This is a genomic window from Pseudomonas tehranensis (genome assembly GCF_014268615.1).
Classification (GTDB): domain Bacteria; phylum Pseudomonadota; class Gammaproteobacteria; order Pseudomonadales; family Pseudomonadaceae; genus Aquipseudomonas; species Aquipseudomonas tehranensis.
Map to the genome: position 1 here is coordinate 1 of NZ_JABWQV010000073.1, position 21,463 is coordinate 21,463.

At 60.6% G+C, this 21,463-nt stretch carries 20 protein-coding genes; 13 read left to right on the top strand and 7 right to left on the bottom strand.

Translation table 11 applies throughout. From position 1 onward, the window contains the following. Positions 1–62: 62 nt before the first annotated feature. From cobU to HU811_RS13355, 7 genes are all read left to right on the top strand, one after another. A complete protein-coding gene (cobU, locus tag HU811_RS13325) occupies positions 63–584 on the top strand; it encodes a bifunctional adenosylcobinamide kinase/adenosylcobinamide-phosphate guanylyltransferase (protein WP_186656308.1) in 522 nt (173 codons plus the stop codon). Continuing rightward, positions 581–1,636 carry a nicotinate-nucleotide--dimethylbenzimidazole phosphoribosyltransferase gene (cobT, locus tag HU811_RS13330; RefSeq protein WP_092402770.1) on the top strand — a complete coding sequence of 352 codons (1,056 nt, stop codon included), beginning with the start codon at positions 581–583 and terminating at the stop codon, positions 1,634–1,636. The genes cobU and cobT overlap by 4 nt, the downstream gene beginning before the upstream one ends. Continuing rightward, entirely contained in the window at positions 1,633–2,208 is a 576-nt protein-coding gene (cobC, locus tag HU811_RS13335) for an alpha-ribazole phosphatase family protein (RefSeq protein ID WP_186656311.1), read from the top strand. Before cobT ends, cobC begins: the two co-directional genes overlap by 4 nt. 2 nt (positions 2,209–2,210) lie before the next feature. Continuing rightward, a complete protein-coding gene (locus tag HU811_RS13340; RefSeq protein ID WP_186656314.1) occupies positions 2,211–2,948 on the top strand; it encodes an adenosylcobinamide-GDP ribazoletransferase in 738 nt (245 codons plus the stop codon). An 86-nt stretch (positions 2,949–3,034) separates the two neighbouring features. Continuing rightward, positions 3,035–3,439 carry a MarR family winged helix-turn-helix transcriptional regulator gene (locus HU811_RS13345; protein WP_047228709.1) on the top strand — a complete coding sequence of 135 codons (405 nt, stop codon included), beginning with the start codon at positions 3,035–3,037 and terminating at the stop codon, positions 3,437–3,439. Positions 3,440–3,490: 51 nt separating this feature from the next. Then, positions 3,491–4,699 (top strand): MFS transporter, encoded by a 1,209-nt coding sequence (locus HU811_RS13350; protein ID WP_186656317.1) that lies wholly within the window; start codon positions 3,491–3,493, stop codon positions 4,697–4,699. 183 nt (positions 4,700–4,882) lie between these two features. After that, complete coding sequence (locus HU811_RS13355; protein ID WP_092402780.1) at positions 4,883–5,434, top strand: glutathione peroxidase; 552 nt, start codon at positions 4,883–4,885, stop codon at positions 5,432–5,434. An 89-nt stretch (positions 5,435–5,523) separates the two neighbouring features. On the opposite strand, the gene HU811_RS13360 is transcribed toward HU811_RS13355, so the two are convergent. The 3 genes from HU811_RS13360 to HU811_RS13370 form a co-directional block, all read right to left on the bottom strand. Beyond that, positions 5,524–6,801: an OmpP1/FadL family transporter gene (locus HU811_RS13360; RefSeq protein ID WP_186656320.1), complete on the bottom strand. Its 1,278-nt coding sequence runs from the start codon at positions 6,799–6,801 to the stop codon at positions 5,524–5,526. Between the two features lie 144 nt (positions 6,802–6,945). After that, on the bottom strand, positions 6,946–7,428 hold the full coding sequence (locus HU811_RS13365; RefSeq protein WP_047228705.1) for a hypothetical protein: 483 nt from the start codon (positions 7,426–7,428) through the stop codon (positions 6,946–6,948). Positions 7,429–7,704: 276 nt separating this feature from the next. Further along, positions 7,705–7,929: a hypothetical protein gene (locus HU811_RS13370; RefSeq protein WP_007898912.1), complete on the bottom strand. Its 225-nt coding sequence runs from the start codon at positions 7,927–7,929 to the stop codon at positions 7,705–7,707. Between the two features lie 964 nt (positions 7,930–8,893). On the opposite strand from HU811_RS13370, the gene HU811_RS13375 reads away from it, so the two are divergent. Together HU811_RS13375 and HU811_RS13380 are read left to right on the top strand one after the other, a co-directional pair. Then, a complete protein-coding gene (locus HU811_RS13375) occupies positions 8,894–9,217 on the top strand; it encodes an SEL1-like repeat protein (RefSeq protein WP_186656323.1) in 324 nt (107 codons plus the stop codon). A 205-nt stretch (positions 9,218–9,422) separates the two neighbouring features. Beyond that, positions 9,423–10,778, top strand: a complete 1,356-nt coding sequence (locus HU811_RS13380; RefSeq protein WP_177193390.1) for a DNA recombination protein RmuC — start codon at positions 9,423–9,425, stop codon at positions 10,776–10,778. Between the two features lie 46 nt (positions 10,779–10,824). Here the strand turns inward: HU811_RS13380 and HU811_RS13385 are convergent, their stop codons facing one another. Then, positions 10,825–14,295, bottom strand: a complete 3,471-nt coding sequence (locus tag HU811_RS13385; protein ID WP_092402790.1) for a hybrid sensor histidine kinase/response regulator — start codon at positions 14,293–14,295, stop codon at positions 10,825–10,827. A 253-nt stretch (positions 14,296–14,548) separates the two neighbouring features. Next, positions 14,549–15,088 (bottom strand): TetR/AcrR family transcriptional regulator, encoded by a 540-nt coding sequence (locus tag HU811_RS13390; protein WP_092402792.1) that lies wholly within the window; start codon positions 15,086–15,088, stop codon positions 14,549–14,551. 103 nt (positions 15,089–15,191) lie between these two features. Here HU811_RS13390 and HU811_RS13395 point away from each other — a divergent pair, with 103 nt between their 5' ends. The 4 genes from HU811_RS13395 to HU811_RS13410 all read left to right on the top strand — a co-directional run bounded on the left by HU811_RS13395 (position 15,192) and on the right by HU811_RS13410 (position 19,931). Further along, positions 15,192–16,376, top strand: a complete 1,185-nt coding sequence (locus HU811_RS13395; RefSeq protein WP_092402794.1) for an MFS transporter — start codon at positions 15,192–15,194, stop codon at positions 16,374–16,376. Positions 16,377–16,412: 36 nt separating this feature from the next. Beyond that, entirely contained in the window at positions 16,413–16,724 is a 312-nt protein-coding gene (locus HU811_RS13400) for a cupin domain-containing protein (protein ID WP_186656324.1), read from the top strand. 103 nt (positions 16,725–16,827) lie between these two features. Further along, positions 16,828–17,976, top strand: a complete 1,149-nt coding sequence (locus HU811_RS13405) for a TDT family transporter (protein WP_186656326.1) — start codon at positions 16,828–16,830, stop codon at positions 17,974–17,976. Positions 17,977–18,056: 80 nt separating this feature from the next. Beyond that, complete coding sequence (locus HU811_RS13410; RefSeq protein WP_186656328.1) at positions 18,057–19,931, top strand: MFS transporter; 1,875 nt, start codon at positions 18,057–18,059, stop codon at positions 19,929–19,931. Between the two features lie 73 nt (positions 19,932–20,004). On the opposite strand, the gene sugE is transcribed toward HU811_RS13410, so the two are convergent. Both sugE and HU811_RS13420 read right to left on the bottom strand, forming a co-directional pair. After that, positions 20,005–20,319: a quaternary ammonium compound efflux SMR transporter SugE gene (sugE, locus tag HU811_RS13415; RefSeq protein WP_014339708.1), complete on the bottom strand. Its 315-nt coding sequence runs from the start codon at positions 20,317–20,319 to the stop codon at positions 20,005–20,007. Positions 20,320–20,437: 118 nt separating this feature from the next. Beyond that, positions 20,438–21,403, bottom strand: coding sequence for a bile acid:sodium symporter family protein (locus tag HU811_RS13420; RefSeq protein WP_092402804.1), 966 nt, complete (start codon positions 21,401–21,403; stop codon positions 20,438–20,440). Between the last annotated feature and the right edge of the window lie 60 nt (positions 21,404–21,463).

Below are 21,463 nucleotides of genomic sequence, written 5' to 3' on the forward strand. Positions count from 1 at the left end.
GTGGGAGCGGGCTTGCTCGCGAAGGGGCCTGTTGTTGCACCGCCAATAAAAAGGAATGACCCATGTTGCAACTGATCCTCGGCGGCGCCCGCTCCGGCAAGAGTCGCCTGGCCGAAAAGCTCGCCTCGGACACCCGCTTGCCCGTCACCTACATCGCCACCAGCCAACCCCTGGATGGCGAGATGAACGACCGGGTCGCCCAACACCGTGCTCGTCGTCCGGCCGAATGGGCGCTGGTGGAGGAACCGTTGGCCCTGGCGCGGGTGCTGCGCGATAACGCAGGTTCAGGGCAATGCCTGTTGGTGGATTGCCTGACCCTCTGGCTGACCAATCTGCTCATGCTCGACAACCCCGAGCAGTTGAACGCCGAGCGTGACGCTCTACTGGAGTGCGTTGGCGCGCTGCCGGGCGAAATCATTTTTGTCAGCAACGAGACCGGAATGGGTGTCGTGCCGCTGGGCGAGTTGACTCGCCGTTATGTCGATGAAGCCGGTTGGCTGCATCAAGCTTTGGCCGAACGTTGCCAGCGCGTCGTACTGACCGTTGCCGGGCTGCCCCTGACTCTCAAAGGTACTGCGTTATGAATCATCGCTGGTGGCTGGACCCGTGCAAGCCCCTCGACAGCCAGGCCCTGGAGCAGGCCGCGGTCCGTCAGCAACAACTGACCAAGCCGGCCGGCTCCCTGGGGCGGCTCGAAGCCGTGGCGGTGCAACTGGCGGGTTTGCAAGGGCAGGTCAAACCTGGGCTGGATCAACTGTGGATTGCGATCTTTGCCGGCGATCATGGTGTGGTGGCCGAAGGCGTATCGGCCTATCCCCAGGAAGTCACCGGGCAGATGCTCCTCAACTTCGTCAGCGGCGGCGCGGCGATCAGTGTATTGGCGCGGCAACTGGGCGCCTCGTTGGAAGTGGTTGACCTGGGCACTGTGACGCCTTCTCTGGCGCTACCCGGTGTGCGGCATCTGAACGTGGGGCCGGGTACCGCGAATTTCGTGCAGGGGCCGGCGATGACCGTGACCCAAGGCGAGCAGGCATTGCTGGCCGGGCGTGACAGTGCGCTGCGCGCTGTCGCCGCCGGAACGCAGCTGTTTATCGGCGGAGAAATGGGTATCGGCAACACCACGGCGGCCAGTGCCCTGGCCTGTGCCTTGCTTGACTGCCCGGTGACTCACCTGGTCGGGCCGGGCACTGGGCTGGACGCCGCGGGTGTCAGCCGCAAGGCTCAAGTCATCGAGCGCGCCCTGGCGTTGCACGGCGCACAGCGCAACGATCCACTGCAAACACTGTTCAACCTGGGCGGGTTTGAAATCGCAGCGTTGGCTGGCGCGTATCTGGCCTGCGCCCAGCAGGGCGTTGCGGTGTTGGTGGATGGTTTTATCTGCAGCGTCGCAGCACTGGTGGCGGTGCGTCTCAATCCTCAATGCAGGCAATGGCTGTTGTTCGGCCATCGCGGTGCTGAGCCTGGGCATCGGCACGTTCTGGAAACCCTCGGCGCTGAGCCGCTCCTTGACCTGGGCCTGCGCCTGGGGGAGGGCAGTGGTGCGGCGTTGGCGGTACCGCTGTTGCGCCTGGCGTGTGATCTTCACGGGCAGATGGCGACCTTTGCCGAAGCGGCCGTGGCGGATCGTCCGGCATGACGTTGCACCTGGACCTGTTGCGCCACGGCGAGACCGAACTGGGCGGCGGGCTGCGTGGCAGCCTCGACGATGCCTTGACGGACAGGGGCTGGGAGCAGATGCGCGAGGCGGTCGCGGCGGGCGGGCCCTGGGATCGGCTGGTGAGTTCACCGTTGCAGCGTTGCGCCCGTTTCACTGAGCAACTCGGCGTCCGGCTCGATTTGCCGGTGCACCTGGACAAGGATCTGCAGGAGCTGCATTTCGGCGCCTGGGAAGGCTGCAGCGCGGCGGCGTTGATGGACACCGACGCCGAGGCGCTGGGCCGCTTTTGGGCCGATCCCTACGCATTCACTCCACCGGGCGGCGAGCCGGTGCTGGAGTTTTCGAAGCGGGTCCTGGCGGCGGTTGAACGCCTGACAGTTGCGTATGCTGGGGAGCGAGTGTTGCTGGTCAGTCATGGCGGCGTTATGCGCTTGCTGCTGGCCCAGGCCCGGGGTTTGCCGCGCGAACAGTTGCTCAATGTCGAAGTCGGCCATGGTGCGTTGTTTTCACTTCGCGTCCAATCTGGTCCAGTGCTCAAAGAGGCGGTCTGACCATGTTGCCGTTCTGGATCGCCTTGCAGTTCCTGAGCAGCTTGCCGGTTCGCTTGTCGGGCATGCCGGAGCCGGCGCAGTTGGGGCGTTCGTTGCTGTGCTATCCGCTGGTAGGGCTGTTGTTCGGTGGCTTGTTGTGGGGGCTTGATGCCATGTTGCTTGGCACGCCGCTGCTGCTCCATGGCGCCTTGTTGCTGACCGCGTGGGTGCTGCTTAGCGGCGGCCTGCACCTGGATGGCCTGGCCGACAGCGCGGATGCCTGGCTGGGCGGTTTTGGCGATCGCGAGCGCACGCTGCTGATCATGAAAGACCCCCGCAGCGGGCCGATCGCGGTGATTACGCTGGTGTTGGTGCTGTTGCTCAAATTCGCCGCATTGCTGGCGCTGATCGAGCAACGGCAAACCCTGGCATTGATCCTGGTGCCGGTGTTGGGCCGTGGCGCATTGCTGGGGTTGTTCCTGACCACGCCCTATGTGCGGGCCGGCGGGTTGGGGCAGGCGCTCGCCGACCATCTGCCGCGCCACGCGGGCTGGCAGGTATTGCTGGCCTGTGCGGTGGGATGCGTGCTGGTGGCGGGCTGGACCGGGGTAGCGTCGCTGCTGATCGCCCTGGCGGTATTTATCGGCTTGCGCCAGATGATGTTGCGCAGGCTGGGAGGTTGTACCGGGGATACGGCAGGCGCCTTGCTGGAGCTGCTTGAAATGGGGGTATTGGTTGGGCTGGTGCTGATCTTGAATTGAGCGCTACCTGTCTGGCGGGGGGATTCAGCTTGAAATTTCCTGAATTAAAATTTGCATTCATTTAATCGCGGGTATATACACGCACTATGCTTGCCTCCCAATGTTTGTGCATCAACCTGCGTCGCGCTGCTCGGGGCGTCAGCAGGTATTACGACGGCGCCCTCGACGGCTTCGGGATCAACGTCGCCCAGTATTCCTTGCTGAGTAACCTGGCGCGCCTGGACCAACCGAGTATTTCTTCCCTGGCCGAGGCCATGGGCCTGGACCGCAGCACCCTGGGGCGCAACCTGCGGGTATTGGAAGGTGAGGGGCTGGTGGCGCTGGCCGAAGGTGAAGACTTGCGTAATCGCATTGTCGAACTCACTGAAGCCGGGCATGCCCGGCTGGCGGCGGCGTTGCCGGCCTGGGAAGCGGCGCAACAACGATTGATCGATAAGCTGGGCGCCGAAAAGCGCGCAACACTGCTGGCCTTGCTGGATGAACTGGCGTGAAGCCGGTTCGTTCGATGATAAGCGGGTATATACCCGCGAGTGGAGAATAAAATGACATCGATGTGGCGTACCTGTGGTTGGGTTCTGGTGGGCGGTGCGCTGATCCTGGCGTTGTCCCTGGGTGTGCGGCACGGCTTCGGGCTGTTTCTGGCGCCCATGAGTGCCGAGTTTGGCTGGGGCCGCGAGGTGTTTGCCTTCGCCATTGCCTTGCAGAACTTGATCTGGGGCCTGGCGCAACCTTTTACCGGGGCGCTGGCCGACCGCTTCGGTGCCGCGAAAGTCGTGCTCATCGGTGGTGTGCTTTACGCCCTCGGCCTGGTCTTCATGGGCATGGCCGACTCGCCATGGTCGCTCTCATTGAGCGCGGGTCTGTTGATTGGTATCGGCCTGTCCGGCACATCGTTTTCGGTGATCCTCGGCGTGGTCGGGCGTGCCGTGCCGCCGGAAAAACGCAGCATGGGCATGGGTATCGCCAGTGCTGCCGGCTCCTTTGGCCAGTTCGCCATGTTGCCGGGCACACTGGGGCTGATTGGCTGGCTCGGCTGGTCTGCCGCGCTGTTGGCGCTGGGGCTGTTGGTGGCGCTGATCGTGCCGTTGGTGGGCATGCTCAAGGACACCCCTGCACCGCTGACCGGTCATGAGCAAACCTTGTCCGAAGCATTGCGCGAGGCGTGCAGCCACTCCGGATTCTGGTTGCTGGCGGTGGGCTTTTTTGTCTGTGGCTTCCAAGTGGTATTCATTGGCGTGCATTTGCCGGCCTATCTGGTGGACCAGCACCTGGCGGCCAGCGTCGGCACGACCGTGCTGGCCTTGGTTGGCCTGTTCAATATCTTCGGCACTTACACCGCAGGCTGGTTGGGCGGTCGGATGTCCAAGCCGCGCTTGCTGACCGGGTTATACCTGTTGCGGGCGGTGGTGATTGGCTTGTTCCTGTGGTTGCCGGTGACGACGACCACGGCTTATCTGTTCGGGATGGCGATGGGCTTTTTGTGGCTGTCGACGGTGCCTTTGACCAACGGCACGGTAGCGACCTTGTTTGGTGTACGAAATCTCTCGATGTTGGGTGGGATCGTGTTCCTGTTTCACCAGTTGGGTTCGTTCCTGGGGGGCTGGCTGGGTGGTGTGGTGTACGACCGAACTGGCAGTTATGACTTGATCTGGCAGGTGTCGATCCTGCTCAGTCTGCTGGCGGCGGCGTTGAACTGGCCCGTGCGTGAGCATCCGGTGGCACGGCTGCAAGTTCAGGCAGGTGCGGCATGAGCCGCGTAGGCCCATGGTTGATTGCGGTCGGTGCTGGCCTGCTGCTGGTGATCGCCTGGTGGGGGTGGCATCAGGGCGGGCTGGCGTTGATGCAGCTGGGCATGGGCACCTGCTGAGCGGTGGACGGCGCCGGGTACGGGGGAGTAACGTCGTGGTCTGATGTGCTTTCAAGGAGATTGCGACATGCTGATGCGCAGGCTTGCTGTACCCGCACTGCTGCTGGCTTTGACCGGGCACGCATGGGCCGCTGACTGCCCACCCATGCTGGAGGGCTCGCTGCCCAAGTTGCGGGCCAAGGAAAACATCGATCTGTGCCAGCGTTTCGCCGGCCAGCCGCTGGTGGTGGTCAACACTGCCAGCTTCTGCGGTTTCGCCCCCCAGTTCAAAGGTCTTGAGGCACTTAACCAGCGCTATAAGGGCGACGGTCTGCAAGTGCTGGGGGTACCGTCCAATGACTTCAAGCAGGAATCCAAGGACGGCGAAGAGACGGCCAAGGTCTGCTACGTCAATTACGGCGTGACCTTCACCATGACCGAGCCCCAACCGGTACGCGGCGCGGACGCCATCCCGTTGTTCAGGCATCTGGCCGAACAGTCCGGTGCACCGAAATGGAATTTCTATAAGTACGTCGTGGATCGCCAGGGCAAGGTCGTCGCCAGTTTCTCCAGTCGGACCAAGCCTGATGATCCCGACTTCATCAAGGCGGTAGAAGCGGCCATCGCCTCCCGACCCTGATCGCCAGTCACGAAAAAGCCCCGCCTCTTTGCAGAGCGCGGGGCTTTTTTCGCTTCAGATGGCGAGGGATTCGGGCCCGCCGTGAATCATCAGAAGCGGTAGGTTGCACCAACACCGAAGCCGTTTGCGCTGTTTTCGTATTCAGCGTTGTAGGACTGGCCCAGAGCGTTGCTGTGATTGACGCTGACTTTCTCTTCCTTGAGATAGGAATACGCCACGTCGATGGTCAGATCTTCGGTCGGGCTCCAACCGGCACCCAGGCTGAAGATGGTCCGGTCGCCGGTAGGAATGCGTGGCGAGCGGTCAATGTTGTTGGTGGGCGACTGGTCGAAGGTCAGGCCAGTACGCAGCACCCACTGCTTGTTCAACTGGTAGGACGTGCCGATGGCGTAGGCCCAGGTGTCGTGCCAGTTCTGGTCTTCAGTGATGGTGCCGAGAGCCGGGTTCAGCAAACCGCCGCCCGTTTCGGTCCCGTCATTGTTGACGGTGATTTCTTTCAGGCGGCTCCAACGAGTCCAGGTGCTGCCAGCGTAGACGGTCCAGGCATCGTTGATTTGCTGGGTGACCGAGAAATCGACCGACTCAGGTGTCGTGATGTCCAGCGAAGCGTCGTAGCGTGCACCGTTCAGCAGTCCGGGAGGAGTACCGGCGCCGGGGCTGACTTCGGTATGCCCTTTAAGCTTGTACTTGACCTTGGAGTGGTAGGTCAGGCCAACGCGGGTGGTGTCGGTCGCCTGGACCAGCACGCCGATGTTGTAGCCGTACCCAATGTCGTCGCCCTTGATCTTCACGTCGCCGTCGTTAGGTGAAAACGGTGTGGTGAGCGCCGATTCCAGAGCACCGGAAATATGGTTGATGGTCGGGCCGAAACCGATCGACACCTTGTCGTTGAAGGCGTAGCTGACGGTTGGCTGGAAGGCGACGACTTTCACTTCGCTCTTGCTGCCGAAGTTGCGACCCTGGAAGCTGCTTTCGTAATCGGTGATCAGGCCGAACGGTGCGTATACACCCAGGCCGAAAGCCCATTGATCATCGATAGGCTTGACGTAGTAGCCCATCGGAACGGCAGTGAGCGGCACCATGTCGCCCTTGTTGGTGCCCGATTGGCTACCGCTGGCGTCGTTGATGTCGGTGGACGCGTCGATAGCGGCCATACCGCCCGTCACTTGCTGGCGCTTGAGGCGCGACATGCCGGCCGGGTTGCCAAACACAGTGCTTGCATCATCGGCAGAGGAAGAACGCCCAGCGAAACCGGTGCCCATGCCACTGATGCTTTGTTCGTTCAAGGCAAAGCCACTGGCGAAAATCTGCGTGGATGCCAAGGTAACGGCAAGGCCAAGGGTGGTTTTGAGCATCATTTTTTTCATTGTTAGAACTCCAGGTGATCACCGGGGCGAAAATTACCAACATTTTCGTGTAAGCGCTATAGGCTGTATGGCTTGATTTAGAGCGGTTTTGTAGGACAATCAGACCAAATTCGCGACTGTTGTAGGAACTTTCCAGATCTCACCTTAGCAGGCGACCTGATTCAGCGGCGAAACACAACTTTGCCAGGCGCAGGTGAAATCCCGCAGGCGCCCTTGAGGGTGAAATGTCTGGCGCCAGATCCGGGCCATGCCTAACAGGTCATCGGCTTCAGGAAGCGCGAGGTTCTGTTCCTCCACCAATAGCCAGGCAATCGCGGTGGCGTAACGCAGATTGACGGTCAATTCCAGGTGCGGGCCGCTGAGAAAGGCGTGCTGGCTGGCCAGGCCTCGCACCAGGCTGGCTCGTTCCGGGTCCAGCGCCAGGTAATGGTCCCAGAGCGCCCGGTGGCGAGGTTCGGGAATGCGGTACAAGCCGTGCCCGCGACGGTCATGCAGGGCTGATCCCAGGGCGGACTGGCTGGCGGCAATCCCCAGCAACAAGGATTCCGCCGTTGCACTGTGGCGCTCCAGGTACAGGAGCGTCGGGCGGATCACATATCGACACAGTTCGCTGGCAGCGATACCCATAAAACCCTCGAAACGTGAAATGGGCAGAGCCTGAATAGGTGTGGGCTTGGCAGCAGTGGTTCGGTTCAGGCTCCGCCGGAAGCGGATCATGCCGCTTGACTTGAAGTGTAGTGTCATATTCCCGCTGTAAAGGACTGTTTTTAAAACATCTTCGCCGAACGGTTATAACCGTTATATCCCCCAGTGCTTAAGCCGTTGCGCTTTATCGAGAAATTTTGGGCAATAAAAAACCCCGCTTTTGGGGCGGGGCCTTAGGGTTTCAGCCTTTGCGGCGTATCAGGCAACCAGTGCCTGACGGGTACGCTCGATCACGGCCTGCAGCGGTTCTGCGCTGGAGTACTGATCGGGGTACAGGCGTTCGCTGTGACGGGCGATGCCATGTTCGTTGACCAGCGTGAAGCTGAAGCAGCCTTTGCGAGCGGCCATGATCAGGCAGTTCATTGGGGCAAAAGCGTTGGTTAGGGTGCGGATGGCATCCTGTGTATGGATTTGAGTAGACATGTTATGGGTGTTCCTACAAATGACACGGTTAAGAACCGTGCAACGTTAAAACGTTCCAGTAACGTCGACCACCATTGGTCGAACGAAGAACCCGACTGGAACAAAGCAGCCAGTTTGAGCGCTATATAAAGTGCGCGCTTGGGCTGGCAGGTAGGTACTTAGGAGGGCAGGCAGCACATCAAGGGCAAAGGTTCTGGGCCCGGGGTGAAGATCCTGATCAATTTTGCAGGCTGGTTCGGTCAGAGTAACGAGTCTGGCAACATCCTTTGCAATCGATCAAAGGCAGTGTTGGCGCAAGAATTACCTGGAAACCATCGAGGGGGTCGGTCTCTTTTTGTCGGTGAGGCTTCTCTTGAAGAAGGCTGACCGTGGAGATGTGTTCGACCCGGAATTGACTTTCAGCTTGGTACTAACGCCGCGGATAGTAACGGATCGAGTGGTCGAAGGGAAGGACGATGGGCAAAAAAGATTCTCCTGGCCGCTGTCTGATCGTTTGTCTGCCCATAGGGGGTGGCCATAGCACAGGAACCGATCAATGGTTTTGCGCTCAGCCAACGGACAACGGCCCGCACGTCGTCAGGTTATCCCCAGGTTTTACCGCACAAATGCGCCAAAACGGCGCAGCGATATAACCGGTTGGCGTGTTACTTGTGCACACTCGATCCGGTGGTTGTCACCGTATTGTCATGTGGAAACAATCTGGGGTGGGTGCCTGTATCCAAAATTTAAGTCAATGAAAAACATCGCTTTTTTTTACTGGTGAAAAAATCGTCAGTTTGAGCGCAGGCCCCGTTCCACAGGGCTTACGGCGACTTCAGGGGGGGTTGTCCACTGAGTTATCCACAGCTTCTGTGGATTGTCCCAAGCGCTTGCTCTAGCACGGGCGTGCCGGATTTTTTCGACTTTACCCGTGCGAAAAAAGGAGTAGAGTGGCGCGCCTTCCTGATCTGTCCCACAGTGCTTTATGAAGTTTCGCTCAGTATCAAATCCTGTTACCTCCACACCCTCCGGTGTTACCCCACCCAAACGCATTTCCATGCGCGTGGCCGAATGGCTGCTCGACAGTCCGCGCCTTGGGGAAAACACCAGTGTCAAACACTTGGCCGGCCGTTTACTCAAGCAACCTGCCCGGGAAGGCGTGGTAGCTGCGCAAAGTCGCCTCGGTCAGTTGATGTGCCGTGAATGCGGAAACGCGCGCGATCGTCGTATCGGTCAGGATCTGCTGCGTCAGGCTGCCAGGGCCGGGGATCATCGTGCGCGCCAGGCGCTGGGTGAAATCGAAGACTGAGCTGGGCATCCCCTGGCCGCTTGGTTAACCTGCGGGTTTTATTTCATCGGCGGGAATTGTCATGGCTATGGATTTGACCAGCCTGTTGTTTGGCCTCGCGGGTGCTGCAGTGCCGCTGCTCGCCTTGGCCTGGCACCTGCAACGCCAGGCCAGCGCCGCGCAAACCGAACTCGCGTTACTGGAGGAGCGTCTGGCCACCGCCCACATGGCCCACGACGGCTTGAACGCCCAGCTCGATGCGTGCCGCGATGAAATCAGCGACCTGGGCCAGGCCAACGCCGCCCGGCAAGCCGAGCTTGCCGCGGCTTGTCGCGAAGTCGAGTTGCTGCAGATCGAACGCGACAATGCCCGAGACGCGGCCCACGCCTGGAACCTGGAGCGCGCCGCAAAAGAAGCGGAACTGCGGCGTCTTGATGCCCAGGCGGCTTCGTTGCATGCCGAACTGCGTGAGCAACAGGAAAGTCATCAGCAACGTCTGGACGATCTGCAAGGTTCGCGAGACGAGTTGCGGGCACAGTTCGCCGAGCTTGCAGGAAAGATCTTCGATGAACGTGAGCAACGCTTCGCGGAAACCAGCCAGCAGCGGCTGGGACAGTTGCTCGACCCGCTGAAGGAGCGCATCCAATCCTTTGAAAAACGTGTCGAGGAAAGCTATCAAGCCGAGGCGCGGGAACGCTTCTCCCTGGGCAAGGAGTTGGAGCGGCTGCAACAGCTGAACCTGCGCCTGAGCGATGAAGCGACCAACCTGACCCGTGCCCTCAAAGGCCAGAAGACCCAGGGTAACTGGGGTGAACTGATTCTGGAGCGGGTGCTCGAGCACGCCGGCCTGGAGAAGGGCCGCGAGTATCAGACCCAGGTCAGCCTCAAGGGCCCGGACGGCGAACGGTTCCAGCCGGACGTGCTGATTTACCTGCCCGGCGACAAGCAGGTGGTGGTGGATTCCAAGGTCAGTCTCACGGCCTATCAACAATACGTGGCCGCCGAAGACGACAGCATCGGCCAACTTGCTCTCAAGCAGCACGTGGTGTCCTTGCGGGCCCACGTCAAAGGTCTGGCCGGCAAGGATTACAAGCGCCTGGATGGTTTGCACAGCCTGGATTTCGTGTTGTTGTTCGTACCGATCGAGGCCGCATTTTCCGCCGCGCTGCAAGCCGAACCGACGCTGTTCCAGGAAGCCTTCGACCGCAACATCGTGATCGTCAGCCCAACGACGCTATTGGCGACGTTGCGGGTGATCGACAGTTTGTGGAAACAGGAACGTCAAAGTCAGAACGCCCGGGAAATCGCCGAGCGGGCAGGGTGGCTGTACGACAAGTTCGTACTGTTCATCCAGGACCTGGACGAAATTGGCAGCCGTTTGCAGCAACTGGACAAAGCCTACAGCGCTGCGCGCAACAAACTGACAGAAGGGCGCGGCAACCTGATCAGCCGCAGCGAACAACTCAAATTGCTTGGCGCCCGGGCCAGCAAAAGCCTGCCAGCCGAACTGCTCGAACGGGCCATGACGGATGTCGATGGATTGCCAGAGTTGCCAGAAGAAACTGCAAAAAGCCAGGAGTGACGCAACGCCCTGGCTCGAAGCAACACCGGTGGCAGGAGCGTGATTATCACAACGGCAAATGCCGACTCAACAATGCCCTCAACGCAGCCGGTTTCACCGGTTTGGCCAAGTAATCCAGACCCGCCGCATGCACTTGCGCCACCGTCTCGGGGCGGCCATCGGCGCTGATCACCACGCCAGGTATCGGTTCACCCATGCGAGTGCGTAACCAGGCCATCAGCTCGGTTCCGGTCTCGCCATCGTCCAGGTGAAAATCCACCAGGGCCAGTTGCGGTCGGCTACCCTCGGTGAGCAAACGTTCGCACTCCTGGCGGTTACGCGCCGTCGACACCTGGCAGCCCCAGCGAGTGAGCAGGCTGTTCATGCCGATCAGAATGCTGTCTTCGTTATCGATACACAGCACCTGGGCGCCCTTTGGCAAATGACCATTGGGTTCGGCAACGGGCTTGGGCAAGGCCGTCTGCGCGTGGGCCAGCGGTACGCTGACGCTGAATACACTGCCGCGCCCCGGCCAGGAACGCACCCGCAAGGTGTGACCCAGCACGCGACACAGTCCGTCGGCGATCGCCAGGCCCAGGCCCAGGCCTTTTTCCGCGCGGGTCTGATGGCTGTCGAGACGTTTGAACTCTTCGAAAATGATCTCCAGTTTATCTTCGGCGATGCCCGGGCCGCGATCCCACACCTCCAGGCACAATTCGCCATTGCGACGGCGAACGCCCAGCAGCACCGGGCCTTTGGCATAGCGGAAGGCATTGGTGAGAAAGTTCTGCAGCACCCGCCGCAGCAACTTGATGTCGCTGTCGACCCGCAGTCGTGAGCCCCGCACCCGGAATTTGAGGCCTTGTTCCTGGGCCAGTACCTTGAACTCGGCGCCCAGGGTGTCGAACAGTTCGTTGAGGGCAAATGGATTGCGGTCAGGGTTGATCTTGCCGTTTTCCAGGCGAGAAATGTCCAGCAGGTCGGTGATCAGGTCTTCGGCCGAGCGCAGCGAACTGTCCAGGTGGTGCACCAGTTGCCGGGCCTCGCTCGGCAAGGCGTCGTGCTGATGCGAGAGCGCTGCGGAGAACAGGCGCGCGGCGTTGAGCGGCTGCATCAGGTCATGACTGACTGCTGCCAGAAACCGGGTCTTGGATTGGTAGGCCGACTCGGCGGTGCCCTTGGCTTCGGTCAGGGCCATGTTCAGTTGCGACAGTTCCCGGGTGCGTTCTGCCACCCGTTGTTCCAGCCCTTCGTTGGCTTCGGTCAGGGCCTGTTCGGCTTCGCGGAAAGCGGTGATGTCGGTAAAACTCATGACAAAACCGCCGCCGGGCATGGGGTTGCCGATCAGCTCGATCACCCGGCCATTGGGAAACAGCCGTTCAGAGGTGTGCGCGCGGCCCTGGCGCATCCAGTGCAGACGTCGAGCGACATGGACCTCTGCTTCGCCTGGGCCACAAAGGCCGCGCTCGGCGTTGTAGCGGATAATGTCGGCGATGGGCCGACCAACACTGATCAAGCCGTCCGGGTAGTTGAACAGCTCCAGGTATCGGCGGTTCCAGGCCACCAGCCTGAGGGACTGATCGACCACGCTGATGCCCTGGGTGATGTTTTCGATGGCACCTTGCAGCAGTGCGCGGTTGAATTGCAGCACTTCCGAGGCTTCATCCGCGATTCGGACCACATCCTCCAGCTGCATCTCCCGACCTTCAATCGCGGCTTTTACCACCGCCCGCGTCGACGAAGCCCCCAGCACACCTGCCAGAAGTCGTTCGGTGTGGGCGATCCATTCGCTGTCGGCATTCTGGTTCGGGTTGAAGCCTTTGCCCTGGCGGTAGGCGAAGCGAATGAAACTCTGGCGCGCCCGTTCTTCGCCAACGAATCGCGCGGCCAGTTGCAACAGGTCATCTATGTGCACCGCCAGCATCGAGCGCGGGTTGGGGCGGGCGCTGATTTCCTGGCCGATGAAGCGTCCGGCTTGCCAGTGTTCCGACACACGGGTGCGCGACAGCACGGAGATCCAGGCAAACAGGGTGAAGTTACCGGCCAGGGATAACACGACCCCTTGGGTCAGCGGTGAAATCGGCAGGTTCAAGGGGTTGCCATGCAGCCACGCAAGTCCCGGGAAACTATTCAGCGACCAGCCCAGGCTGTGGGCCGCGATCGGCAACACCAAGGTGTAGAACCACAGGAAAATCCCCATGGCGAGGCCGGCGAACACCCCGCGGCGATTGGCCTGTTTCCAGTACAGCGCGCCGAGCATGGCAGGCGCCAGTTGGGTCACGGCGGCGAAGGCGATTTGGCCGATGGTTGCCAGGCTCGCCGTCGACCCCAGCAGGCGGTAGCTGACATAGGCCAGCAACAGGATCACCACGATGCTCACCCGGCGAACCGACAGCATCCACTGACGAAACACTTCGAATGGCCGCTCGGCGTTGTTGCGGCGCAACAGCCAGGGCAGCAGCATGTCGTTGGAAACCATGGTGGACAACGCGACACTCGCCACGATGACCATGCCGGTGGCCGCCGAGGCGCCGCCAATGAACGCCAGCACCGCTAGCGCCGGGTGGGCCTGGGCCAAAGGCAGGCTGATGACGAACGAATCAGGTAACACCGAGTCGGGCAGCAGCATCTGCCCGGCCAGGGCGATAGGCACCACGAACAACGCAGCCAGGGCCAGGTAGGCGGGGAACACCCATTTGGCCAGGCGCAGATCCTGGGGCTCGATGTTCTCGACCACGGTCACGTGGAACTGCCGCGGCAAGCAGATGATCGCCATCATCGCTACCCCGGTCTGCACCACCATGGACGGCCAGTTGATGGTTTCTTTCCAGTATTGTTCCAGTCGCGGCGCCAGCATCGCCTGGTTGAACAGATCGTCGAATCCGTCGTAAAGGCCGAACGTGACAAAGGCGCCTACGGCAAGGAAGGCGAACAGCTTGACCAACGATTCAAAGGCAATGGCCAGCACCATGCCCCGGTGGTGTTCGGTGGCGTCCAGGTTGCGCGTGCCGAACACGATGGTGAACAGTGCCAGGATCAGCGAAACGATCAACGCAGTGTCCTGGGCGCGAGTGCCCATGGCGTCGGCACCAGCGCCGATCAACAGGTTGACCCCGAGCACGATGCCTTTGAGCTGCAAGGCAATGTACGGCAGCACCCCCACCAGGCAGATCAGGGCGACCACCACCGCCAGGGACTGGGATTTGCCGTAGCGTGCGGCGATGAAGTCGGCGATGGAGGTGATGTTTTCCTGCTTGCTGATCATCACCATCTTCTGCAGGACCCACGGAGCCAGCACCAGCAACAGGATCGGCCCGAGGTAAATCGGCAGGAATGACCAGAGTTGTTCGGCAGCCTGGCCTACCGCGCCAAAAAATGTCCAGCTGGTGCAGTACACCGCCAGCGACAGGCTGTAGACCCACGCCCGCACCCGAGGGGGCAACGGTGTGCTACGCCGGTCGCCGTAGAAGGCGATGGCGAACAGGATGGCCATATAGGCCAGGGCAACAACGGCAATCAGCCCGCTGGACAACGACATGGAAGCTCCTGAACGAAAGACCGCCGGGGGCAGGGCCCGGCAGAACAGTCTCGCATGCCCGCTCGGGTTCGTCAGTGTCGACCAAGGTCGAGGCATGCCGAGGTGTCGCGGTTTGCGCCCAGCGTTGGGTCATGGGGTGTTCTGGCTGGCCGCCATCGCGAGCAGGCTCGCTCCCACACTGGATCCTCGGTGAACACAAATGTTGGTTCACCACAGGCCCAATGTGGGAGCGAGCCTGCTCGCGATGGCGGTATTATTGGGTCAACGCGATATCCACCAACCGATACAACTCCTCAACCGCCAACGGCTCGGTGGCAAAGAGGATACGAAACACCGTCGGTGCGACCACCACATTGATCAGTCGCTCGACCCCTGGGTTTGGCTCGTCGGGATAGCGATCCAGAATGGTCTGCAACTGGCCGCTGAGGATTGCCACGCAATAGCCCGGCGTGGCACAGGCCTGGATGTCGCGCATCATGTCGCGACCGGGTTCGGAGCTCATTTCGTCCAGGTACTGTTCGGCCCAGGCGCGAAGATCCCCACGCAGGCTGCCGGTGTCCAGCGGTGCGCTGTCCGGGCGCATGCGGGCAATCGCGACGTCGCCCAGCAATGCCGGCAGGTCGCCCCAACGCCGGTAAATGGTGGACGGGGTGACGCCTGCGCGGGCCGCGATTTGCGGCACGGTCAGGCTGGCGCGGTCCTGCTCCTGGAGCAAACTGCGAACCGCCGAATGAATCGACTCTTGTACCCGGGCGCTTCTGCCGCCGGGACGTAAACCTTCTTTAATAGCCATGGATCGGACCTTAACACAAAGAATTTGCTTTAAGCGCACGTCGATAGCACACTCTGCAAAAGCAAAAAATTAGCTTTTGTGGATCGCCTTGTGGAGTGTGCCCATGTCCCGTCCAGCTTCGACCCGTGCCAGTCTGATATTCCTGGCGATCACCCTGCTCGGTTTTCTCGCTGCGTCCAGCGCGCCAACCCCGCTGTATCACCTCTATCAGGAACAACTGCAGTTTTCCCCTGGGGTCCTGACGCTGATTTTCGGCGTGTACGCGTTCAGTCTATTAGCAGCTTTGCTGACCGTGGGTTCGTTGTCGGATTATCTGGGGCGCAAACCGGTGATTTTCGTCGCGCTGGTGCTCAACATGCTGGCGATGCTGCTGTTTATCAACGCCAACAGTATTGCCTGGTTGATCGGTGCACGGTTGATTCAGGGCTTCGCCACCGGCATGGCCACCAGTGTGCTTGGCGCGGCCTTGCTGGACTTCGATCGTCGGCAAGGTCCGCTGATCACTAGCGTAGCGCCCTTGCTGGGCATGGCTTGCGGTGCATTTGGCTGTGGCATGTTGGCCGAGTTCGCGCCGTTGCCCCTGCAACTGACGTACTGGATTTTGCTGGGATTGTTCCTGATCCAGGCCATTTACCTCTGGTTTTTGGCGGAGAGCGTCAGTCCGCAGCCGGGTGCCTGGCAATCCTTGCGCCCCACCTTGCATGTGCCGATCCAGGCACGGCGCGCCTTGTGGCTGATACTGCCCTTGAACCTGGTGGCCTGGGCGGTGGGCGGCTTCTACTTGTCACTGGCGCCGTCATTGGTCCGGGCCGCAACCGGAACCACGTCCAACTTGATTGGCGGCGCGCTGGTGGCGGTGTTGACGCTCACCGGAGCGTTGAGCATCTACACGCTGCGCAACCAGGTGGCGGACAAAATGCTGCGCCTGGCCGCCAGCCTGTTGCTGGTCGGTCTGGCGCTGGTATTGATCGCAGTGCACGCTGCTAGCTTGCCGTTGTTCTTCGTCGGCACGCTGGTCACCGGCAGCGGTTTTGGCGCGGGCTTTCTGGGGGCATTGCGCAGCATTATGCCGTTGGCCTTGCCCCATGAGCGGGCTGGGTTGATGTCAGCGTTTTATGTTCTCAGTTACCTGGCTTTCAGCCTGCCGTCGCTGCTGGCGGGGAGCCTGACCCGGGTGTTCGGGTTGATCCCGACCACCGATGGCTTTGGCGCTGTGTTGATTGTGCTGGCGACCGTTGCCTTGCTCGGGCTGTCGCGTCAGGCGCGGCCATCGCCTGGTTTGGGTTAGTCTTGGCACCTCTGTGTTTCTTTGGGGCGATCTCTGTTGAACATCATCCGCAGCAAATCCTTTACCGGCGACCGCGCCTGGGCAGCGCTGGATATCGCCAACATGAATGGCATCACCACGCGCCTGCACTGGACTGATCAGCCCTATAAATGGCACATCAACGATGGACAGGAAGTGTTCGTGGTGCTCGATGGGCAAGTGCAGATGTGCTATCGGCAAGGGGGTATCGAGAAAGATACCCTGCTGAGTGCGGGGGATATTTTCTATGCATCGGTGGGCACCGAACATGTGGCCAAGCCATTGGGAGAAGCGAGAATTCTGGTGATCGAGGCCGAGGGCAGCGTCTGAAAAATATCTGTAAAATCGATAATATATAGAGATATTACCCGTTATATAGATATTCGATCTGGCTCTAGCATGGCTCTATCTCGTCCGAGAGTAGGAGTTCGCCATGCCATGCTGTGCTGCCACAAACCGTTTGCGTCCACTCAGTCATTTGCCCAGACCATTGGAAGCTGTTCGCCAGTTCACGCCTAACTGGTTTGCTGTCGTCATGGGCACCGGCGTATTGGCCCTGGCCCTGGCGCAATGGCCGGGGGATGTCCCGGGCCTGCGCGTCCTGGCCGAAGGGGTGTGGTGGTTCGATGTCCTGTTGTTCGTGTTGTTCACGGGGCTGTACACCGCGCGTTGGGTGTTGTTCTTCGACGAGGCGCGGCGGATTTTTGCTCATTCAACGGTTTCGATGTTTTTCGGCACCATTCCCATGGGGCTGGCGACCCTCATCAATGGTTTGTTGGTATTCGGCTTGCCGCGTTGGGGCGAGGGCGTGGTGCCGTTGGCGGAAACATTGTGGTGGATCGACGTGGCGATGTCCCTGGCCTGTGGCGTGCTGATTCCGTTTTTGATGTTCACCCGTCAGGAACACCGGATCGACCAGATGACCGCCGTGTGGCTATTGCCGGTGGTGGCGGCCGAAGTCGCTGCCGCCAGTGGCGGCTTGTTGGCACCGCACTTGGCAGACGCCCATTCGCAACTGGTGATGCTGGTCACCAGCTACAGTCTCTGGGCATTTTCCCTACCTGTTGCGTTCAGCATCCTGACGATTCTGCTGCTGCGCATGGCCTTGCACAAACTGCCCCACGAAAACATGGCCGCCTCGAGCTGGCTGGCCCTTGGCCCGATCGGAACCGGTGCCCTGGGCATGTTGTTGCTGGGAGGCGATGCGCCGCTGATTTTTGCCGCCAATGGCTTGCCTGGCCTGGGCGAAGTCGCCGCTGGCTTGGGGTTGGTGGCCGGTATCACCCTGTGGGGGTTCGGGTTCTGGTGGATGTTGATGGCGCTGTTGATCACCGCACGGTATTTGCGCACGGGCATCCCGTTCAATCTCGGATGGTGGGGATTTACCTTCCCCTTGGGCGTGTATGCGCTGGCAACGCTGAAGCTGGCGAGCTTGCTGAGCCTGGGGTTTTTTACCGTTTTCGGTTGTGTACTGGTGGCGATGCTGGCGGTGATGTGGCTGATCGTCGGCCGGCGCACGGTGCTCGGCGCCTGGCACGGTGAGCTGTTCGTGTCGCCGTGCATTGCGGGGCTGGCGAAATAATCGTTAAAGACAGGTAATGTGTGGCCTGGATCGGAAAACCTCATTCCAATAAGCGACCACGCCACTCAGGAACATGGAAGATGAGTCACCCCTCGCAGTTCACCTTGCTCCGCACGCGGCGTTTCCTGCCGTTTTTCATCACGCAGTCCCTGGGCGCGTTCAACGACAACGTGTTCAAGCAATCGTTGATCCTGGCGATTCTCTATCGGCTGACCATCGAGGGCGACCGTTCGATCTGGGTCAATCTGTGTGCGCTGCTGTTTATCTTGCCGTTCTTCCTGTTCTCGGCACTGGCGGGGCAGTTTGGGGAAAAATTCGCCAAGGATGCGTTGATACGTCTGATCAAACTTGGCGAAATCGTCATCATGGCGATCGGCGCGGTGGGTTTTCTGTTCGATCATTTGTGGTTGATGCTGGCGGCGCTGTTCGCCATGGGCACCCAGTCGGCGCTGTTCGGGCCGGTGAAATATTCGATCCTGCCGCAAGCCCTGCGCGAAGACGAATTGGTCGGCGGCAATGGCCTGGTGGAGATGGGCACCTTCCTGGCGATCCTCATCGGCACCATCGGCGCCGGGATCATGATGTCCTCGGCGCATTACGCGCCGGTGGTGGCGACTTCGATTATCGTTATCGCCGTGCTTGGTTACCTGGCGAGTCGCGGCATTCCGCGGGCGGCGGCGGCCTCGCCGCAGATGCGCCTGAACTGGAACATTTTCAGCCAGTCCTGGGCCACGCTTAAATTGGGCCTGGGACAAACCCCCGCGGTGTCCCGCTCCATTGTCGGCAACTCGTGGTTCTGGTTTGTCGGGGCGATTTATCTGACACAGATCCCGGCCTACGCCAAGGACTGGATGCACGGTGACGAAACCGTGGTGACCTTGATCCTGACGGTGTTCTCGGTGGGGATCGCCCTGGGTTCGATGCTGTGCGAGAGGTTGTCGGGCCGTAAAGTCGAGATCGGCCTTGTGCCGTTCGGCTCGTTCGGCCTGACCGTGTTCGGGCTGCTGTTGTGGTGGCATTCCGGTGGAATTCCCGGCAGCGCCGAGGGCTACGGCTGGCTCGAAGTGCTCGGTTTCGGCCACGCCTGGCTGGTGCTGATCGACATCCTCGGGCTCGGTGTCTTTGGTGGTTTCTACATCGTGCCGCTGTACGCACTGATCCAGTCGCGCACCGCCGAGAATGAGCGGGCGCGGGTGATCGCCGCCAACAACATCCTCAACGCGTTATTCATGGTGGTTTCGGCGATTGTCTCCATTGTCCTGCTGGGCCTGCTGGAACTGTCGATTCCCCAGCTGTTCCTGGTGGTGTCGCTGCTGAACATTGGCGTGAACACCTACATCTTCAAAATCGTCCCTGAATTCAGCATGCGTTTCATGATCTGGCTGCTGAGCCATTCCATGTACCGCGTGGAACATCGCAACCTGGATGCGATTCCCGATGAAGGCGCCGCGCTGCTGGTCTGCAACCACGTGTCCTTCGTTGACGCGTTGCTGATCGGCGGCGCGGTGCGTCGACCGATTCGCTTCGTGATGTATTACAAGATCTACAACCTGCCGGTGCTCAACTTTATCTTTCGCACCGCCGGGACGATTCCGATTGCCGGGCGTCAGGAAGATATCCATATCTACGAAAGCGCCTTTACGCGCATCGCTCAATACCTGCAGAACGGCGAGTTGGTGTGCATCTTCCCCGAAGGAAAGTTGACGGCCGATGGTGAGATCAATGAGTTCAAGGGCGGACTGACGCGCATTCTTCAGGAAACACCCGTGCCGGTGATTCCCCTGGCGTTGCAGGGATTGTGGGGCAGTTTCTTCAGTCGTGACCCGAACAAGGGACTGTTTCGCCGGTTGTGGTCGCGGGTGACGTTGGTGGCGGGGCCGGCGGTCGCCGTTGAGGTGGCGGAGCCGGCGAAGTTGCAGGCGTTGGTGGGGGATTTGCGCGGGGCTGTCAGGTAGGCTCAAAAACCTTGTGGGGAGCAGCACCTGTGGGAGCAAAGCTCCCACAGGTCTTCCAGTCCTGCTGGTGAACTCAGGTGCTGACCTTAAGTCCGATCAACCCGGCAACGATCAATGCCACACTGGCCAGCCGAACCAGCGCCATGGATTCACCAAACAGAATGATCCCGGCAATCACCGTGCCCACGGCCCCGACACCGGTCCAGATGGCATAGGCCGTGCCCAGGGGCAGTTCCTTCATCGCAAGGCCTAGCAGGCCAAGGCTGATGGCCATGGCCGCAATGGTCAATGCGGTAGGGAGCGGGCGGCTGAAGCCGTCGGTGTACTTCAGGCCGACAGCCCAACCGACTTCGAACAGGCCGGCAAAAAACAGAATGATCCAGGACATCACACACCTCCATCGATGGATGGGGTCGTCCCCGGATTTAGGTCGATCGAGTGGCGGGGTCGTCCCCGCGATGGGCGTATAGATTGCCCATTATTGACCACTCGATCAAGTCTGCCTTTCAGTCCGCCGCTTGGCGGGCGAGCAGTTCACGGTCCTGCTTTTCACTCATACGGCGGAAATACGTCGAGAGCAGCGCCCCGGAAATATTGTGCCAGACGCTGAACAGCGCGCTGGGCACCGCCGCCAGCGGCGAGAAATGCGCACTGGCCAAGGCCGCGCCCAGACCGGAATTCTGCATGCCCACCTCCAGCGACAAAGTCTTGCGCTGGGCCAGGGGCAAACCGAACAGGCGACCGGTGAAGTAACCCAGCAGGTAACCGAAGCTGTTATGCAGCATCACGATGGCCATGATCAGCAGGCCGGACTCGGCGATCTTCGCCTGACTGGCCGCCACGACCGCCGCAACAATGATCACGATGCTCACGACTGAGATCAGCGGCAGCACTTCCACCGCGTGACGAACCCGATCACCCAACAGGCGCTGAGCAACGATGCCCAGCACGATAGGTAGCAGTACGATCTGCAGGATCGACCAGAAAAGTGCCGAGAACGACACCGGCAACCAGGCCGAGGCCAGCAGCCAGATGAGCGCAGGCGTCAACAACGGTGCGAGCAGGGTGGTGATGGCCGAAAGCGACACGGCCAAAGCCAGGTCTCCGCGGGCCAACCAGGTCATGACGTTGGAGGAAGTGCCGCTCGGGCAGCACCCTACCAGAATTACCCCGACGGCAATCTCCGGTGGCAGGCTGAATACTTGGCAAAGTAACCACGCCACACCGGGCATGATTACAAATTGTGCAATCACCCCCAGAACCACGCGTCCTGGATGCCGGCCCACTTCGGCAAAATCTTCCAGCTTGAGCGCCAGGCCCATGCCGAACATCACCAGCCCGAGCAAGGGGACGATGGCGACTTTCAGATCGACGAACCACTGCGGCAGCAAGAATGCCAGCACGGCAAAAAACAGCACCCAGTAAGCGAAGGTATTGCCGACAAAACGACTCAATGCAGCCAGTGCGCGCATGACCTGATCCTTATTATTAAGTGCAACATACAGAACCCCTGTGGGAGCGGGCTTGCTCGC

Coding starts and splice junctions, on each gene's coding strand:
- cobU (WP_186656308.1), top strand. CDS start 63: ATGTTGCAACTGATCCTCGGCGGCGCCCGCTCCGGCAAGAGTCGCCTG.
- cobT (WP_092402770.1), top strand. CDS start 581: ATGAATCATCGCTGGTGGCTGGACCCGTGCAAGCCCCTCGACAGCCAG.
- cobC (WP_186656311.1), top strand. CDS start 1,633: ATGACGTTGCACCTGGACCTGTTGCGCCACGGCGAGACCGAACTGGGC.
- HU811_RS13340 (WP_186656314.1), top strand. CDS start 2,211: ATGTTGCCGTTCTGGATCGCCTTGCAGTTCCTGAGCAGCTTGCCGGTT.
- HU811_RS13345 (WP_047228709.1), top strand. CDS start 3,035: ATGCTTGCCTCCCAATGTTTGTGCATCAACCTGCGTCGCGCTGCTCGG.
- HU811_RS13350 (WP_186656317.1), top strand. CDS start 3,491: ATGACATCGATGTGGCGTACCTGTGGTTGGGTTCTGGTGGGCGGTGCG.
- HU811_RS13355 (WP_092402780.1), top strand. CDS start 4,883: ATGCTGATGCGCAGGCTTGCTGTACCCGCACTGCTGCTGGCTTTGACC.
- HU811_RS13360 (WP_186656320.1), bottom strand. CDS start 6,801: ATGAAAAAAATGATGCTCAAAACCACCCTTGGCCTTGCCGTTACCTTG.
- HU811_RS13365 (WP_047228705.1), bottom strand. CDS start 7,428: ATGGGTATCGCTGCCAGCGAACTGTGTCGATATGTGATCCGCCCGACG.
- HU811_RS13370 (WP_007898912.1), bottom strand. CDS start 7,929: ATGTCTACTCAAATCCATACACAGGATGCCATCCGCACCCTAACCAAC.
- HU811_RS13375 (WP_186656323.1), top strand. CDS start 8,894: ATGAAGTTTCGCTCAGTATCAAATCCTGTTACCTCCACACCCTCCGGT.
- HU811_RS13380 (WP_177193390.1), top strand. CDS start 9,423: ATGGCCCACGACGGCTTGAACGCCCAGCTCGATGCGTGCCGCGATGAA.
- HU811_RS13385 (WP_092402790.1), bottom strand. CDS start 14,295: ATGTCGTTGTCCAGCGGGCTGATTGCCGTTGTTGCCCTGGCCTATATG.
- HU811_RS13390 (WP_092402792.1), bottom strand. CDS start 15,088: ATGGCTATTAAAGAAGGTTTACGTCCCGGCGGCAGAAGCGCCCGGGTA.
- HU811_RS13395 (WP_092402794.1), top strand. CDS start 15,192: ATGTCCCGTCCAGCTTCGACCCGTGCCAGTCTGATATTCCTGGCGATC.
- HU811_RS13405 (WP_186656326.1), top strand. CDS start 16,828: ATGCCATGCTGTGCTGCCACAAACCGTTTGCGTCCACTCAGTCATTTG.
- HU811_RS13410 (WP_186656328.1), top strand. CDS start 18,057: ATGAGTCACCCCTCGCAGTTCACCTTGCTCCGCACGCGGCGTTTCCTG.
- sugE (WP_014339708.1), bottom strand. CDS start 20,319: ATGTCCTGGATCATTCTGTTTTTTGCCGGCCTGTTCGAAGTCGGTTGG.
- HU811_RS13420 (WP_092402804.1), bottom strand. CDS start 21,403: ATGCGCGCACTGGCTGCATTGAGTCGTTTTGTCGGCAATACCTTCGCT.